Consider the following 15,530-nt stretch of genomic DNA (forward strand, 5'->3'; position numbering starts at 1 on the left):
GCCTCTTGTAGTGCAACCTTCGCACAGTGGACCGTGGGTGCCAGCCGGCACCCGGTCTTCCCTGCGCCCTCTGACGGAGGAGGACGTACGCACACGCAGACTCGGACAGAAACTGTCGCGAGGCCGCCGCGTTGTGTCCAGTTTTCAAAAAGCACGCAAACTTTGTCGAATCCGATCGGGATCGCAGATATCAACCGCGGCCAAACGTCATGGCTTCTGTCTGAACTTGGCGTGGGAAAATTATTGGCGCAATAATGATCCGCTACGTTGCGGCCGGGAATCAACCCGGTCCTGTTTTCTGGAGGGCGACGGCGTGTTCGCTCGCTTCACTGCTCCGGCAATCGCCATTGCCATCCTGAGCGCCTTTGATGGTGCGGCCGCGCAAACCGCCAACCAGCCGCCGGATACGATGGCGGCGCGGGTGGAGGCCTGCACGCCCTGTCATGGCAACAAGGGCGAAGGCACCAGCGACGTCTATTTTCCGCGCCTCGCAGGCAAGCCGGCCGGTTATCTCTACAACCAGCTGCTCGCTTTCCGCAGCGGCCGGCGCAAATACCCGCCGATGAACTATCTGCTGGAGTTTTTGCCCGATCCCTATCTGGAGGCGATGGCGGAATATTTTGCCAGCGAGCACCCGCCGCTGCCACAGCCGGCGCCGAGCGAGGTCAGCAAGGACGTCCTGGCGCACGGCGAACTGCTCGCCACCAGCGGCGATGCCGGCCGCAACATTCCGGCTTGCGTGAGCTGCCATGGCCCTGGACTGACGGGTATGCAGCCCGGCATCCCCGGCCTGCTCGGCCTGCGCGCCAATTACATCAGCGCCCAGCTTGGCGGCTGGCGTTATGGCACCCGCACCGCGAAGTCGCCCGACTGCATGCAGCTCGTTGCCGGTCATCTGACCGAGGCCGACGTCACCGCCGTCGCGGCCTGGCTCGCGACGCGGCCGGCGCCCGCGAATCCGGCTCCCGTACCGAAGGGCACCTACGCGCTGCCCTTCGGCTGCGGCAGCCAGCCCAACTGACGAGGCGGATGATGGGCTTCAAATTGTCGATCAAGCTCCTGTCGATCAAGTTGCTCGCCCTCGCCGCGTTCACCACGGCAGCGGCAGCGCAGGACAAGGACAAGACTAGCGACATCATCGCGCGCGGGGAATATCTGGCCCGTGCCGGCGACTGCACTGCCTGCCACACCGCGCCGGAAGGACGTCTGTTTGCCGGCGGCCGTGCCATGCCGACCCCGTTCGGCACGCTCTACACCTCCAACATCACGCCCGATCCGGAGACAGGCATCGGCAAGTGGAGTGCCGACGACTTCTACAAGACCATGCACAGCGGCCGCTTCCCGGATGGCGGGCTGATCTACCCGGCGATGCCGTTTGCGTCCTACACCAAGGTGACGCGCGCCGACAGCGACGCGATCTTCGCCTATCTGCGCGCGATTGCGCCGGTGAACCAGAAGAACAAACCGCACGAATTGCGTTTCCCGTACGACAACCGCCAGCTCATCCTCGGCTGGCGCACGCTGTTCTTCAGCGAGGGCGAGTTCAAGCCCGATGCGAAAAAATCGGCGGAATGGAATCGCGGCGCCTATCTGGTCGAGGGCCTCGGCCATTGCGGCATGTGCCATTCGCCGATCAACGCGCTCGGCGGCACCTCGCAATCGGACGCGTTCAAGGGCGGCCTGATCCCGATGCAGAACTGGTATGCGCCTTCGCTGACGTCGAACCGCGAGGCCGGGCTCGGCGACTGGAGCATCAAGGACATCACGGATCTGCTCCAGACCGGCGTCTCCATGCGCGGCGTGGTCTACGGCCCGATGGCCGAGGTCGTGCACAACAGCCTGCAATATCTCGATGACGCGGACACCAGGGCGATGGCGGTGTACCTCAAGGGCATCGCGGAGCCCTCGCCTCCGCCGGCCGCAAGCTCGGCGCTGCCGACCAGCGAGAGCAGCCTTCTGATCAGCCTCGGCAAGACCGTCTACGACAAGAACTGCGCGAGCTGTCATGGTGCGCAGGGCGAGGGCAAGCCGCCGCACTGGCCGCCGCTCGCCAACAACCAATCGATCGAGATGCAGTCGGCGGTCAATCCGATCCGCATGGTGCTCAATGGCGGCTATCCGCCGGGCACCAAGGGCAATCCGATGCCCTACGGCATGCCGCCCTTCGCCGGCCTCCTCTCCGACAACGAGGTCGCCGCCGTCGTCTCCTACATCCGCACCGCCTGGGGCAATCGCGGCACGCCGGTCTCGGCGCGCGAGGCCAACGAGCTGCGCTCGGCACCGCTGAACTGAGGGCCCCATGTTCAATTCCGATCCGCCGACCAGCCCAGCCGCCGCCGACCAGGCTATCGAGGAAGTCGTGGCGCAGGGCCCGTCCGGTGCGATCGTGGTCGCCGGCATCGCCACGGCCTGCGTGGTCGCGATGTGGTTCGCCTTCTATCTGTTCGTGTTCCTGCCGCGCGGATCGCTGCAATGAGCGTCGAGGGATCCCACGGCAGCGCCAGCGCCAGCGCCGAGGTCGCGGCCCGCGTCGAGCGGCGCTGGGCCACCATCGCCGTGATCATCGTCGTGATGATGGCGCTGCTGGCGGCATTCGCCGGCATCCATCGCGCGACCATGCCGCAACCGCGCGTCGAGACCACCGATCCCTCGCGGCTGCATCTGAGCGGCGAGTTCGTCGAAAGCAATCTCGGCAGCGTGCTGGAGGCCAACGGCAATGTGACCGTGCGCGCGATCGGCCAGCAATATTCGTTCACGCCGGCCTGCATCGTGGTGCCCGTGGACACGCCGATCACGCTGCGCGCCACCAGCGCCGACGTCGTCCACGGCATCCTGATCCAGGGCACCAACGTCAACACCATGCTGGTGCCAGGCTACATCTCCGAACAGCTCATGCGCTTTACGAAGAGCGGCGACTATCTGATGCCCTGCCAGGAGTTTTGCTCCTTCGGCCACGAGGGCATGTGGGGCAAGGTCAAGGTGATCGACAAGATGGACTTCGCAAACCGCGCGAAGGGTGGCGGGAGGCTGAGCTGTGTTGGTCAATAGAAAGCTCATCCTCGCCCATTTCTGGCTGGCCTTCGCCGTGTTCGGCATCGCGCTCACGCTCGGCGCCTGGCAGATGTTCATCCGCAGCCCGATCGGCACCTGGCTGTCCAATCCTGAGCTCTATTACCGCTCGCTGACCGCGCACGGCACGGTGATGGGCTATGTCTTCCCGACCCTGGTCGCGATGGGCTTTGGCTACGCCATCAGCGAGTCCGCGCTGGAGCAGCGGCTGGTCGGCGTGCGCTGGGCCTGGGCCGGATTCTGGCTGATTGTGGTCGGCGCGATCATGGCGATGGTCCCGGTCGGGCTCGGCCGCGCCTCGGTGCTCTACACGTTCTACCCGCCGCTGATCGGAAACGTCTTCTACTACCTCGGCGTCGTGCTGGTCGTGGTCGGCTCCTGGATCTGGGTCGCGCTGATGTCGCTCAATCTGCGCGTCTGGCGCAAGACCCATCCCGGCGCGCCGGTGCCGCTGGCGATGTTCGCCAATGTCGCGGGCTCGTATCTGTGGGCGTGGACCGCGGTCGGTGCTGCGCTCGAGCTGCTGCTGCAGATCATTCCGGTCGCGGCCGGGCTGAAGGCCACCATCGATGCCGGGCTTGCCCGCGTGTTCTTCTCCTGGACGCTGCACGCCATCGTCTATTTCTGGCTGATGCCGACCTACATCGCCTATTACACCATCGTGCCGCGCGCGATCGGCGGCCGCGTCTATTCCGACAGCATGGCGCGGATCTCCTTCATCCTCTTCCTGGTGGTCGCGATGCCGATCGGCATGCACCACACCTTCGCGGATCCGCAGGTCGGCGCCGGCTTCAAGTTCATCCATTCGGCCTTCACCGCGCTGGTCGCGTTGCCGACACTGCTGACCGTGTTCACGATCTGCGCCTCCGTTGAGATCGCGGCGCGCCTGCGCGGCGGCCGCGGCCTGTTCGGCTGGATCAGGGCCCTGCCCTGGGACAATCCGATGATGCTGGCGCTGGCCTTTTCCTTCGTCATGCTCGGCTTCGGTGGCGCCGGCGGCCTCATCAACATGAGCTATCAGCTCGATGCGTCGATCCACAACACGCAGTGGATCACCGGCCATTTCCACCTGATCTTCGGCGGCGCCATCGTGATCATGTATTTTGCGATCGCCTATGATCTGTGGCCGCATCTGACCGGGCGCGAGCTGATCGACGTCCGCCTGATCCGCACCCAGCTCTGGCTGTGGTTCATCGGCATGATCGTCACGACCTTTCCCTGGCACTGGGTCGGCATTCTCGGCATGCCGCGCCGCATGGCCTATTTCGACTTCGGCGATCCCGCGATAGCGCCGCAGGCCCTCTCAGTCACCCTCTCGGCTATCGGCGGCTTCATCTTGCTGGCGTCCGGCATCATGTTCATCGTTGTCCTGGCTCGCGGCATGCGCGCGCCGCTGGTCGACGCCGGCCCCTATCGCTTCGCGCTGGCGGTGCACCAGCCCACAACGGTCCCGGTCGCGCTCAACACCCACGCGCTGTGGGTGGCGCTGATGATCGCGCTCACCCTCACCAATTACGGCTATCCGATCCTGACTCTGGCGCTGACCGAGGGCACCTCTGTGCCAGCCGTTTATGTGGGAGCGCAGTGATGAGCACGCGCGACCTCTTCACCCTCACCAATCGTCACTTCAAGGCGAGTGTGGTCATCACCGCCGCGATCCTGATCGTCACGGCGATTGCAGGCTTCGTCGTGCTGCCCTTCGCACAGCCCTGGGTACAATTCGCCAACGTCTGGGACGCGATCTGCAGCGCTGCCGGTGTGCCGCAACGCGCGGCGAGCGTCACGGCGCCGGAGCAGACCAAGCGCCTGTCGGGAGTCGTGCTGACGTCGAACACTTTGTCACGCCCGAGCCAGGAGGCGATCGGCCGCGGCGCGACGCTGGCGCAGCGTTGCGCGATTTGTCACGGTCCGACCGGTGTCAGCCGCGCGGATTCGCCCAATCTCGCCGGCCAGTACGCGGCCGTGATCTACAAGGAGCTGCACGATTTCCGCACCGGCGCGCGCACCAATGCCGTGATGTCGCCGTTCGCCGTCAATTTGACGGACCAGGAGATCGCAGATCTCTCGAACTATTACGCCTACCTGCCGCGGCTGCCGGCCTATCACCCGACGCCGCAACTGCCCAAGCCAAACATCGTGATCTACGGCGCACCGATGCGCGGCATCGCGCCCTGCGGCGCCTGCCACGGCAGCCTCGACAACAAGACGGGTAGCCCGTGGCTCGAAGGCCAGTCCGAAGCCTACATGAAGGCGCAGCTGCAGGCCTTCGCCTCAGGCGAGCGCCGCAACGATATCAGTCAGCAAATGCGCAACATCGCGCGTGCGATGACGCCGCAGGAGATCGAGCAGGCCGCGGCGTATTATGCCTCGCAGCCGCCGGATGTCGTGAAGGCGGTGGATTGAAGACGGGCTCGTAGCCCCACTACGACGACGCCAGCTTCCGCCGTCCGTAGATCGCATCCGCCCGCTTCTCGAACGCGATGGAAAATCGCGCGAACGCGGCGTCGAACATCGAGCCCATCAGGAGCGCGAGCATGCGGCTCTTGAACTCGTAGGCGAGGAAGAAACCGACATCGCAAACGCTCTCGCCTTTGGGCTCGAACGTCCAGCGGTTTTCCAGATTGCTGAAGGGACCTTGCAGATATTCGACCAGGATCTTCAAATTGGCGCGGTCGAGCGTCACGCGGCTGGTAAAGGATTCCCTGACCAGCTTGAACGACACCGTCATGTCCGCGACCAGCACCTCGGTGCCGTCGGGTTTCGCCATGCGCTGACGGACCTTCAGCGCGCTGCACAGCGGCACGAACTCCGGGTAGCGCTCGACGTCGGCGACCAGATCAAACATCTCGGACGCGCTGTGATCGACACGGCGCTTGCTCGAAAAATTGGGCATGGCGATTCAGCGGGCGCTTGCTGCCCGCGCGGCCTTCAGTTTCGCAAAATCCTCGCCGGCATGATGCGACGAACGGGTGAGCGGGCTCGCCGACACCATCAGGAAGCCCTTGGTGTAGGCGACCTTCTCGTAGGACGAAAACTCGTCCGGCGGCACGTAGCGCATCACGGCGTGATGCTTGCGGGTCGGCTGGAGATATTGCCCGATGGTCAGGAAATCGACATCGGCCGAACGCAGATCGTCCATCACCTGCTGCACCTCGTGGCGCTCCTCGCCGAGGCCGACCATGATGCCGGACTTGGTGAAGATGGTGGGATCGAGCTCCTTGACCCGCTGCAGCAGCCGGATCGAATGGAAATAGCGCGCGCCCGGCCGTACCGTGAGATAGCACGACGGCACGGTCTCGAGATTGTGGTTGAACACGTCGGGCTTCGCCGCGACGACGACCTCCAGCGCCCCCTCCTTGCGCAGGAAGTCGGGCGTCAGGATCTCGATCGTGGTCGAGGGGCACGCGGCGCGGATCGCGCGGATGGTCTGGGCGAAATGCTCGGCGCCGCCGTCAGTGAGATCGTCGCGGTCGACGGAGGTGATGACGACATGGGCAAGCCCGAGCTTGGCCACGGCCTCGCCGACGTTCTGCGGCTCGGCCGCGTCGAGCGCATTCGGCATGCCGGTCTTGACGTTGCAGAAGGCACAGGCGCGGGTGCAGGTGTCGCCCATGATCATGAAGGTCGCGTGCTTCTTGTCCCAGCACTCGCCGATATTCGGGCAGCCCGCCTCCTCGCACACCGTATGCAGGCCGTTGGCGCGCACGATGTTGCGGGTGTCGGCATAGCCGCGGGTGTTGGGGGCGCGTACGCGGATCCAGTCCGGCTTCGGCGGCGAAGCGGAATCGGGCCGATTCACCTTTTCGGGGTGACGTGGGCGCAGCGGGTTCGAGATGGTATCGACAATAACGACCATGGGGTGTCCGGTCTGACCAAGTCCTACCTAGTCGGTCTGGCCGGGCATCGCAACCCGGCTCGCCCCGCTTCAGGGAACATGGCAGATATGGGCAATATCCTGCTCTGTTCTCTGGCGATTCTCACCTCGAATGGCTCCAGTCTCGAAACCTTCCACACCCCGGCTCGGCAAAGCGCTGAAGCGTGCCTTTTTCGCGCGCAGCGTCCACGAGGTCGCGCCCGACCTGATCGGTGCGACCATGCTTGTCGATGGCGTCGGCGGGATCATCGTCGAGGTCGAGGCCTATCATCATACCGAGCCGGCGGCGCACTCCTACAATGGCCCCACGCCGCGGAACCAGGTGATGTTCGGCCCGCCCGGCTTTGCCTATGTCTACCGCTCCTACGGCATCCATTGGTGCGTGAACTTCGTCTGCGAGGAAGAAGGCTCGGCCAGCGCCGTGCTGATCCGCGCGCTGGAGCCGACCCACGGCTTGGCTGCGATGCGCCGCCGCCGCCATCTCCAGGATTTGCACGCGTTGTGCTCGGGCCCGGGCAAGCTGACCGAAGCGCTCGGCATCACCATCGCGCACAATGCCTTGCCGCTGGACCGTTCGCCGATCGCGCTGCATGCGCGGTCGGAGGACGTCGAGGTGGTGGCCGGCATCCGGATCGGCATCACCAAGGCCGTCGAGCTGCCCTGGCGCTATGGCGTCAGGGGCTCGAAGTTTTTGAGCAAGCCGTTCCCGAAATAAGCTTACGACGCCTGCTTCAGCCGCTCCAGCGCCTCGAGCAGCTTGGCCTTACGGGCGAGCGCAGCCTCACGCTTTTCGCGCTCCTCCTCGACGACCTCCTCGGCCGCGTTGGCGACGAATTTCTCGTTCGCCAGCTTGGACTCCGCGCGCTTGATGTCGGAATCGGCCTTCCCGATCTCCTTGTCGAGACGCGTGCGCTCGGCGGCGACGTCGATCACGCCCTTCAGCGGCAGCGCAGCCACCTCACCGCGCACCAGGAGCTGAACCGCGCCGTCGGGCGCACGGTCGGCGAAGGCGATATCCGACAGCCGGGCCATGCGCTTGATGACGTCGCTCCAGCGCGGCACGCGCTCCTTCGTTTCGGCCGAGGCACCCGCGAGCACCAGCGCGGTCAGGGTCGCCGGTGGAATGTTCATCTCGGCGCGCACCGAACGGATCTGCGTGACGAGATCGATGACCCAGCCGATCTCGGCCTCGGCGGCGGGATCGGTGAAGTCGGCATGGTCGAAGATCGGCAGCACCCAAACCGGCGAGACGAGCGCATCGGTCGGCCCCGTCGTCGCCGCGAGCATCGCAAGCTGCTCCGGCGTCGGCCCGGCCGGCTTCAGCGGCCACGGTGCCAGCGCGAGCAGACCGTCGCGCTTGGCCGTCACCTCCCACAGCTCCTCGGTGATGAAGGGCATGAAGGGGTGCAGCAGTTTCAGGATCTCGTCGCGCGCCCATGCCACCATGGCGCGCGTCTCGGCCTTGGCAGGACTGTCGGGACCGAGCAGCACGGGTTTTGCGAGCTCGAGATACCAGTCGCAATAGACGTTCCAGACGAAGCGGTAGATGCTGCCGGCGGCGTCATTGAAGCGATAGGCCTCGATTGCCTCGGTCACCTCGCGCGTGGTGTGCGCGCTCTCATGCGCGATCCAGCGGTTCAGCGTCTCCTTGACCTTGGCCGGCTCGAACCCCTCCGGCACGGCGCAGTGATTCATCTCCGCAAAGCGCGACGCATTCCAGAGCTTGGTCGCGAAATTGCGATAGCCCTCGACACGGCTGGTGGCGAGCTTGATGTCGCGGCCCTGCGCGGCCATCGCGGCCAGCGTGAAGCGCAGCGCGTCGGCGCCATACTGGTCGATCAGGCTGAGCGGATCGATGACGTTGCCCTTCGACTTCGACATCTTGGCGCCCTTCTCGTCACGGACGAGGGCGTGGATGTAGATCGTCGAGAACGGCACCTCCTTCATGAAGTGAAGGCCCATCATCATCATGCGGGCGACCCAGAAGAAGATGATGTCGAAGCCGGTCACCAGCGCGTTGGTGGGGTAGTAGCGCTGCACTTCCGGCGCGTCCGCGGGCCAGCCGAGGGTCGAGAACGGCCACAGCGCCGAGGAGAACCAGGTGTCGAGCACGTCCTCGTCGCGCGTGATGAAGCCGTCACGCTTGTTGCGGTCGAGCGCCATCTCGCGGCCCTGCTCGACCGTGATGACTTCCTGCTCGACGTAATAGCCGAGGGCGTGGCTGACGGCCTCCTCTTCGGTCTCGGCGACAAACACCTTGCCGTCGGGACCGTACCAGGCCGGGATCTGGTGACCCCACCAGAGCTGGCGCGAGATGCACCAGGGCTGGATGTTCTCCATCCACTCGAAATAGGTCTTTTCCCAGTTCTTCGGCACGAAGGTGGTTTCGCCGGAACGCACGGCGGCCATCGCGGGCTTCGCCAGCGTCTTGGCGTCGACATACCATTGGTCGGTGAGATAGGGCTCGATCACCGTGCCGGAGCGGTCGCCATGCGGCACCATGTGGGTGTGGGGCTCGATCCGCTCGACGAACCCGAACGATTCCAGCCGCTCGACGATGCGCTTGCGCGCTGCAAAGCGATCGAGCTTGTTGAACTCCTCGGCGAACTGCGAGGCGCCTTCCGGCAGGTCGCGCAGATAATCCTCGTTCTCGAGGAGATCGAGGCAACCTTCCTTCTCGATGACGCTGATCCGGGCGAGGCCGTGGCGATTGCCGACCTCGAAGTCGTTGAAGTCGTGCGCCGGTGTCACCTTGACCGCGCCCGAGCCCTTCTCCGGATCGGAATAATCATCGGCGACGATCCGGATCTTGCGGCCGACCAGCGGCAGGATCACGTTCTTGCCGACCAGCTTCTGATAGCGCTCGTCATCGGGATGCACGGCGACGCCGGTATCGCCGAGCATGGTCTCCGGGCGCGTGGTGGCAACGACGATGAAGCTCGAGGGATCCTCGGGGCTGAAAGTCTTGCCCTCGATCGGATAGCGCAGGTACCAGAGGCTGCCCTTGACCTCGGTCTGCTGCACTTCGAGATCGGAGATCGCGGTGAGCAGCTTGGTGTCCCAGTTGACCAGCCGCTTGTCCTTGTAGATCAGGCCGTCGCGGTGCAGCTCGACGAACACCTTGACCACGGCCTTGGACAGGCCCTCGTCCATGGTGAAGCGTTCGCGCGACCAGTCGCAGGAGGCGCCGAGCCGCTTGAGCTGGTTGATGATGGTGTCGCCGCTCTCGGCCTTCCACTGCCAGACCCGCTCCAGAAATTTCTCGCGGCCCATCTCGCGACGGCTGGGCTGCTGGCGCTCCATCAGCTGCCGCTCGACCACCATCTGGGTGGCGATGCCGGCATGGTCGGTGCCGGGCTGCCACAGCACGTCGCGGCCGCGCATGCGCTCGAACCGGCACAGGATGTCCTGGAGCGTGTTGTTGAGGGCGTGGCCCATGTGCAGCGAGCCCGTCACGTTCGGCGGCGGGATCACGATGGTAAAGGGCACTGCGTCGCGGCGGTCGGGGCGGCCGGCCTTGAAGGCAAGGCTGTCCTCCCACACGACGGACATGCGGGCTTCGATATCGGCGGGCTGGTAATTTTTCTCGATCATGGCGCTGTTAGAAAGCCGCGCACGGGGTCCAAGTCAACGGACAAGTCAACGGAAAGGTCGAAGGAAAGCCAGGCGGCAACAGGGCTTTCCGGTCCGGTCGGGAGACCGAATATGACGCACAAGCAGGGCTTTATGAGGGCTCTGTGGCCCGATCTACCTGCCGCCGCGCGATACCCGCTCGATTTCGGCCTTCACGATGCGTTCGACGAGGCCGGGCAAATTGTCGTCCAGCCAGGATTTCAGCATCGGACGCAGCATCTCCTTGACCAGATCCTCCAGGGTTCGTGCATTGCTGCTGAGCACCGTGTGGGCCAGGGAATTGAAGGCGGATTCGACCGCGGAGACCGTCGATTGCGCCAGGATCGGCTGTTGGGGCGGCAGTGGCGGCGCATCGAAGTCCACCGGCGCATAGGATGCCGGCGTCGGACGCGGCGGCGGCGATTCGGCGAATTCGAGATCGTCGCGCGGCTCGACCTTGCGGAAGCTCGGCGGCGGCGGAGCCGGCGTCGGCTCCATCGCCAGCGCCATATCGTCGGTCAATTCCAGCACGTCGGGCTCAGGTTCGGGCTCCGGCTCGGGAGCGCGGATTTCCGGCGCAGCGGTGGCTGTGTCGAGGCCCGCTAGCAGCGCGTCGATATCGTCCTGATTGTTGGATGCATCCGCCTCGGGTGCCGGGGCCGGCGGCGCTGCCGGCTTTGCGGCCGGAGCCGGTGCGGGCTTCTCGGCGGCCGGTTTGGGCGGCGCGACCTTGGATGGCGGAATATCGTTGATCGCCTGCGGCTTCGGTGGCGCGGCGGGGGCGGCAGCTTTGTCGGGCTTGGCAGCATCCGCCGGCGGCGGCTTGGCCTCATCGTCGGCAATGATGCGCCGGATCGAGGCCAGAATCTCCTCCATCGAGGGTTCTGTGACCTTTGCAGGCTGCGTCATCTCCGACTCCACATCATCAACGCCCTCGCATGCGTTGTTTTACACCAAGCACGACAGGATTGGCCGGTTCCGGATGGGTGGCCCGACATTTTCGTCACGGCAGCCCGACTTGTCCCCAGATGACGGCTCAACGTGCAGCGGTGCGCCCCTGCCCTCGGCACTCATGCTTTACGCACACGGCATCGGATGCAGAGCGAATCGACCCGCATCTTCTTGGCAAGGCTATGTCAGGGATTTTGCTGATTGCAAGCAAAGCACCGGTCGGCCTCGGCTATTTGCGAGGCCGACCGGATGATTACGGGACTCTAGCGTCCGTCAGGCGTGCGCACGCCGGCCCAGCTGTCGCGGACCTGCTGGTAGTGGACGCTGGGATCGTAGACCGTGGTGTTGAGGCCAAGGACCTGCGGCGCGAGACGACCGACCGCATTGAGCACCGAATAGGACGCCACCACGCGGTCATGCTGGGCAGTGACGAGCGCGACGCGCGCGTTGACCAGCGCCTGCTGCGCGTTGAGCACGTCCAGCGTGGTGCGCTGGCCGGCCTTGGCTTCCTCGCGCACGCCGTTCAGCGCGATCTCGGAGGCCGTAACCTGCGCCTGCGCGGACTGCACCTGCGCCTTGCCGGCTTCCAACTGCCCCCAGGCCTGCACGACGTTGGCGCGGGTCTGATCGCGGGTGGTTTCGAGATTCAGGCGCTGCTGCGCCAGGTTCTCTTTGGATTGGCGGATGAGCGCATATTCAACGCCGCCCTGATAGATCGGCACCGAGGCGGTCGCGATGGCGGAAGCGGTGGTCGTCCGGAAGACGGTCAGGGTCTGCTGGTACGACTGGGTAATGCCGGCCTGGAGCGAGACGGTCGGCAGCAGCGCGCCTTCGTTGATCTTGACCTGGAGATAATTGACGTCGATGCCGAACATCGAGGCCGTGACGTTGGGGTTTTCCACCAAGCTCAGACCGACGGCGGAGGCGAGCGTCCCGGGCAGGAAACGATCGACCGGCGAGCCAGGCGCAAGGTTCGTCGGCTCGTTGCCGATGATCCGGCGGAAATTGGCGCGAGTCGTCGTGAGATTCGATTCGGCAGTCAGTGCCTGGGTCCTGCCGGCCGCGAGCTGCGCTTCGGATTGCGCCACGTCCGTGCGCGTCACCTCGCCGACATTGAAGCGATCGCGGGTCTGCTTGAGCGTCTGTTCGAGCACGCGCACGTTGCTGCGCTGAACTTCGAGGGTGGCGGAGTCACGCAGATAATCCATGTAGCTGGTGGCAGCCTGCAACAGGACCGTCTGTTCGAGCACACGCAACGCCTCGCGGGATCCCGAGACCTGGCTCTCCGCCACGCGCGTCCTGTTAGCTGTGATGTTGCCGTTGTAGAGCGTCTGATTGACAGTCAGGCTGGCGCTGTTGGGCTGAAGGGGTTCGGAGCTGTGGATCGACGGCCCCTTCTGCTGCTGCTGAATATCCTGATATTGATAGCCGGTGCTGAGGTTGATCCCGACCTTCGGGCGATACCCCGACAGCGCCTGCGGCACGTTCTCGTCAGTCGAGCGCACCTGGGCGCGCTGCGCGTTCAGCTGCGGATTGTTCTGATAGGCGCGCACCAGCGCAGCCTCGATCGTATCCGCCAAGGCAGGCGTCGGCGCGACAAGCGCCAGCAGCAGGACCGAAACCGCTGCTCCGGTGAAGAGCTTCACCCCATGCATCCAAAAATTCCGTTCATTCTAACGCCCGGCTCGTGCCCGCGAGCTGGGTTACCGTCTACGAGTGGAGTCGTTGCCCCGCCGCAACATAGGACGGGGTCAAGCGCGACGGAACTACCTGAGGGGTGTTCTCAGTGGAAACTCTTCACGTGCAGCATCCCGGCCACACTTCTGATTCAGAACGGGATTTTAACGGGCTAAAGCCGCTATCGGGCCGTCAGAAGACGAAGGCGGCGGCCCGTTCCAGCCCGGGAAGGACCGGGGCCGCGGCATCGAACAGCGCCCGATGGCCGAATTCGCCGTGGGTATGGGTCACGATCATGGCGCGCGGCGGCCTGGATTCGGCCGAAACCCCCAACAGGCGCCCACCCTCCTTGAGCTGCCCGAGCAGCCCTGCCGGGGTCACCTCGGTGGCGCCGTTGAGGACGATCACATCATAGGGGCCAGCAGCAGCATCACCCTCGGTGCAGGCCGCGGCCTTGCAGGTCACGTTGGCAAGCCCGAGGGCGGCGAAGGCGTCATTGGCCTTCTTGGCCAGCGCCGAATCGCATTCCGTCGCGGTGACCTGGCGCGCGAGCTTGGCGGTCAGCGCAGCGAGATAGCCCGTGGCGCAGCCGACGACCAGCACGTTGTCGTCCTCGCCGATCTCGGCGGCCTGGAGCAGCTTGCCGGTCAGCTGCGGCTTGATCAGGAACCGCTTGGCGCCGCCCTCGCTGACGTCGAGATCGAGGTCGAGATACGCCAATGCCTGCCGGCTGGCCGGCACGAAGGCCTCGCGCGGAACCATGAGCATGGCGTCGAGAACACGACGATCGGTGACGTCACTGGTGCGCACCTGGCCATCGACCATTTTTAGGCGCGCCGTCGAGAAAACGGACATTTGCGGACCCTGCAAGGCGGACGATGCCGCGGACGAAAGTTGGCGGCATCTTTGGAACAGGCCCTGCGAAAACGCAACATGGCTTTGGCCCCGCAAACCGGGCCTTTCCGCATCTCGCAATGTCCAGGCTGAGCCGGCCTATTCGATCGTGACGGCGAGGCGGCCGATCAAGGCGGCGACTTCATCCAGCCGTGCCGAATCGTGGGTCTCGACCGCGCGCGCCAGACAGGCGAGGCATTCGTCGTCGCTCAGTTCGGGGATGTCCGCCGGCAGAATGGAGGGAGCCAGCGGGGAACGGTCGACCTGGATGTCTCGCATGGGAATCAGCTCCGTAAAGGACCGGCCCCTGGAAGCTCGATTTCAATTGAGTCGTTTTGGCGTCGCCGCGGAGGATACGGGCTCGTCACGGTACACATCTAATTGAGAATTTGCCGCAACGAGATCGCACGCCAGATCAGAGTCTTGACGCAAGCCATTGAAGATAAAGCGGAATTTGGCTCCCCGGGCTGGATTCGAACCAGCGACCATCCGATTAACAGTCGGATGCTCTACCGCTGAGCTACCGAGGAAAAGGGCGAACCCGTCGTTCGCGCGCGGCTGCGTATAACAAAGCCGCTTGCGCTTGCAAAGGACGAATTCGCCATCTCGCACATTGCGGCGAGGAAGGGCGCGTGGCCCCTCCTCCGCATGGCCTCAGGTCAAGTTACTCGGCGACGAACGAAGTGGTCTTGGTGCCGGAATCGTAGCGCAGCCGCAGCGCGGTGAACTTGCAGAGGTTGACGTTCTTCCAGAGCACGGTCTCGTCATAGTTCTGCCAGTCGACGCGAACGTTCCAGACGCATCCTTCGTCGTCATCGTCGAACTCGACATAGGTGCTCGCCTGGTTCTGCAAAACCTTGTCGAGCTCGTTGTCCCATTCGTCCATGCCGTCGTCCGGGGCGTTGAAGCCCAGGAATTTGATCGCATAGCCGGTCTCGTTGACGACAGTGACGTTGCGCGCGTCAGCCGCGAAAGACGGCGCGGCGGCCATCGATAGACCGACCGCGATCAGTGCAGACAGAAAATACTTCATATGAAATTCCCCCGATCGAAACGGGCTTTCGGTGCCTGACGTCGATCGGCGCAGGCGCCGCGGCAACCAATGGCGTTGCCTCGAAGGATTCGTCGGAGGCGCAATCGAAAGGTTCAAGACGCGATCGATCCGCCTCCGGCGCGTTGCACGACGCGAGACGCGCAACGAGCCAATTCTTACCGATTCGAATTCTCCGCAGCAATGAACCGGCATTCATAGATCGGCGCGGCTTGCTGTCTCCGGCGCGGGCGCCGCGTGCGGAATGTGATTTTCGTCGCAGGCACAGCTTCGCGCCCTCGCGGCTTGGCTCGCCCGAGCTTTGCTTCGTCTCGTCCACCCTCCTCCGTCAGAGGGCGCAGGGAAGGCCGGGTGCCGGCTGGCACCCACGGTCCACTGTGCGAAGGTTGCGCTACAAGAGGT

The 15,530-nt window shown here is 64.7% G+C and carries 15 protein-coding genes and 1 tRNA gene; 7 read left to right on the plus strand and 9 right to left on the minus strand.

The genetic code is table 11. The features are described 5' to 3' along the window. Positions 1-313 precede the first annotated feature (313 nt). Genes AC0L20_RS38600 through AC0L20_RS38625 form a run of 6 tightly spaced genes read left to right on the plus strand, consistent with a single transcriptional unit; the run spans position 314 to position 5,472 of the window. The gene (locus tag AC0L20_RS38600) at positions 314-1,021 is read left to right on the plus strand and encodes a c-type cytochrome (protein ID WP_473295472.1); all 708 of its coding nucleotides are present in this window, start codon (positions 314-316) and stop codon (positions 1,019-1,021) included. An 11-nt stretch (positions 1,022-1,032) separates the two neighbouring features. Then, positions 1,033-2,292, plus strand: coding sequence for a cytochrome c (locus tag AC0L20_RS38605; RefSeq protein WP_473295473.1), 1,260 nt, complete (start codon positions 1,033-1,035; stop codon positions 2,290-2,292). Positions 2,293-2,299: 7 nt separating this feature from the next. Further along, positions 2,300-2,476 (plus strand): hypothetical protein, encoded by a 177-nt coding sequence (locus AC0L20_RS38610; RefSeq protein ID WP_275172584.1) that lies wholly within the window; start codon positions 2,300-2,302, stop codon positions 2,474-2,476. Further along, on the plus strand, positions 2,473-3,048 hold the full coding sequence (locus AC0L20_RS38615; protein WP_456764385.1) for a cupredoxin domain-containing protein: 576 nt from the start codon (positions 2,473-2,475) through the stop codon (positions 3,046-3,048). Before AC0L20_RS38610 ends, AC0L20_RS38615 begins: the two co-directional genes overlap by 4 nt. After that, positions 3,035-4,657: a b(o/a)3-type cytochrome-c oxidase subunit 1 gene (locus tag AC0L20_RS38620; protein WP_473295474.1), complete on the plus strand. Its 1,623-nt coding sequence runs from the start codon at positions 3,035-3,037 to the stop codon at positions 4,655-4,657. Before AC0L20_RS38615 ends, AC0L20_RS38620 begins: the two co-directional genes overlap by 14 nt. Then, positions 4,657-5,472, plus strand: a complete 816-nt coding sequence (locus AC0L20_RS38625) for a c-type cytochrome (protein WP_456764387.1) — start codon at positions 4,657-4,659, stop codon at positions 5,470-5,472. Before AC0L20_RS38620 ends, AC0L20_RS38625 begins: the two co-directional genes overlap by 1 nt. Before the next feature lie 19 nt (positions 5,473-5,491). Here AC0L20_RS38625 and AC0L20_RS38630 read toward each other — a convergent pair whose 3' ends face one another. Then, the gene (locus tag AC0L20_RS38630; RefSeq protein ID WP_007591145.1) at positions 5,492-5,962 is read right to left on the minus strand and encodes a type II toxin-antitoxin system RatA family toxin; all 471 of its coding nucleotides are present in this window, start codon (positions 5,960-5,962) and stop codon (positions 5,492-5,494) included. Between the two features lie 6 nt (positions 5,963-5,968). Beyond that, entirely contained in the window at positions 5,969-6,925 is a 957-nt protein-coding gene (gene lipA, locus AC0L20_RS38635) for a lipoyl synthase (RefSeq protein WP_007591147.1), read from the minus strand. A gap of 130 nt (positions 6,926-7,055) precedes the next feature. Here lipA and AC0L20_RS38640 point away from each other — a divergent pair, with 130 nt between their 5' ends. Then, a complete protein-coding gene (locus AC0L20_RS38640; RefSeq protein ID WP_473295475.1) occupies positions 7,056-7,658 on the plus strand; it encodes a DNA-3-methyladenine glycosylase in 603 nt (200 codons plus the stop codon). 2 nt (positions 7,659-7,660) lie between these two features. On the opposite strand, the gene AC0L20_RS38645 is transcribed toward AC0L20_RS38640, so the two are convergent. The 7 genes from AC0L20_RS38645 to AC0L20_RS38675 form a co-directional block, all read right to left on the minus strand. Next, positions 7,661-10,537 carry a valine--tRNA ligase gene (locus AC0L20_RS38645; protein ID WP_473295476.1) on the minus strand — a complete coding sequence of 959 codons (2,877 nt, stop codon included), beginning with the start codon at positions 10,535-10,537 and terminating at the stop codon, positions 7,661-7,663. Positions 10,538-10,690: 153 nt separating this feature from the next. Next, positions 10,691-11,464: a PopZ family protein gene (locus AC0L20_RS38650; RefSeq protein ID WP_473295477.1), complete on the minus strand. Its 774-nt coding sequence runs from the start codon at positions 11,462-11,464 to the stop codon at positions 10,691-10,693. A 305-nt stretch (positions 11,465-11,769) separates the two neighbouring features. Beyond that, positions 11,770-13,161 (minus strand): TolC family outer membrane protein, encoded by a 1,392-nt coding sequence (locus AC0L20_RS38655; protein WP_027517930.1) that lies wholly within the window; start codon positions 13,159-13,161, stop codon positions 11,770-11,772. Positions 13,162-13,375: 214 nt separating this feature from the next. Further along, on the minus strand, positions 13,376-14,038 hold the full coding sequence (locus AC0L20_RS38660) for a protein-L-isoaspartate O-methyltransferase family protein (protein WP_456764392.1): 663 nt from the start codon (positions 14,036-14,038) through the stop codon (positions 13,376-13,378). Between the two features lie 138 nt (positions 14,039-14,176). Continuing rightward, a complete protein-coding gene (locus AC0L20_RS38665) occupies positions 14,177-14,356 on the minus strand; it encodes a hypothetical protein (RefSeq protein ID WP_007591158.1) in 180 nt (59 codons plus the stop codon). Positions 14,357-14,532: 176 nt separating this feature from the next. After that, positions 14,533-14,607, minus strand: a tRNA-Asn gene (locus AC0L20_RS38670). A 134-nt stretch (positions 14,608-14,741) separates the two neighbouring features. Then, a complete protein-coding gene (locus tag AC0L20_RS38675) occupies positions 14,742-15,110 on the minus strand; it encodes a hypothetical protein (RefSeq protein WP_456764393.1) in 369 nt (122 codons plus the stop codon). Between the last annotated feature and the right edge of the window lie 420 nt (positions 15,111-15,530).

It is taken from the genome of Bradyrhizobium sp. Kon58 (assembly GCF_055807455.1).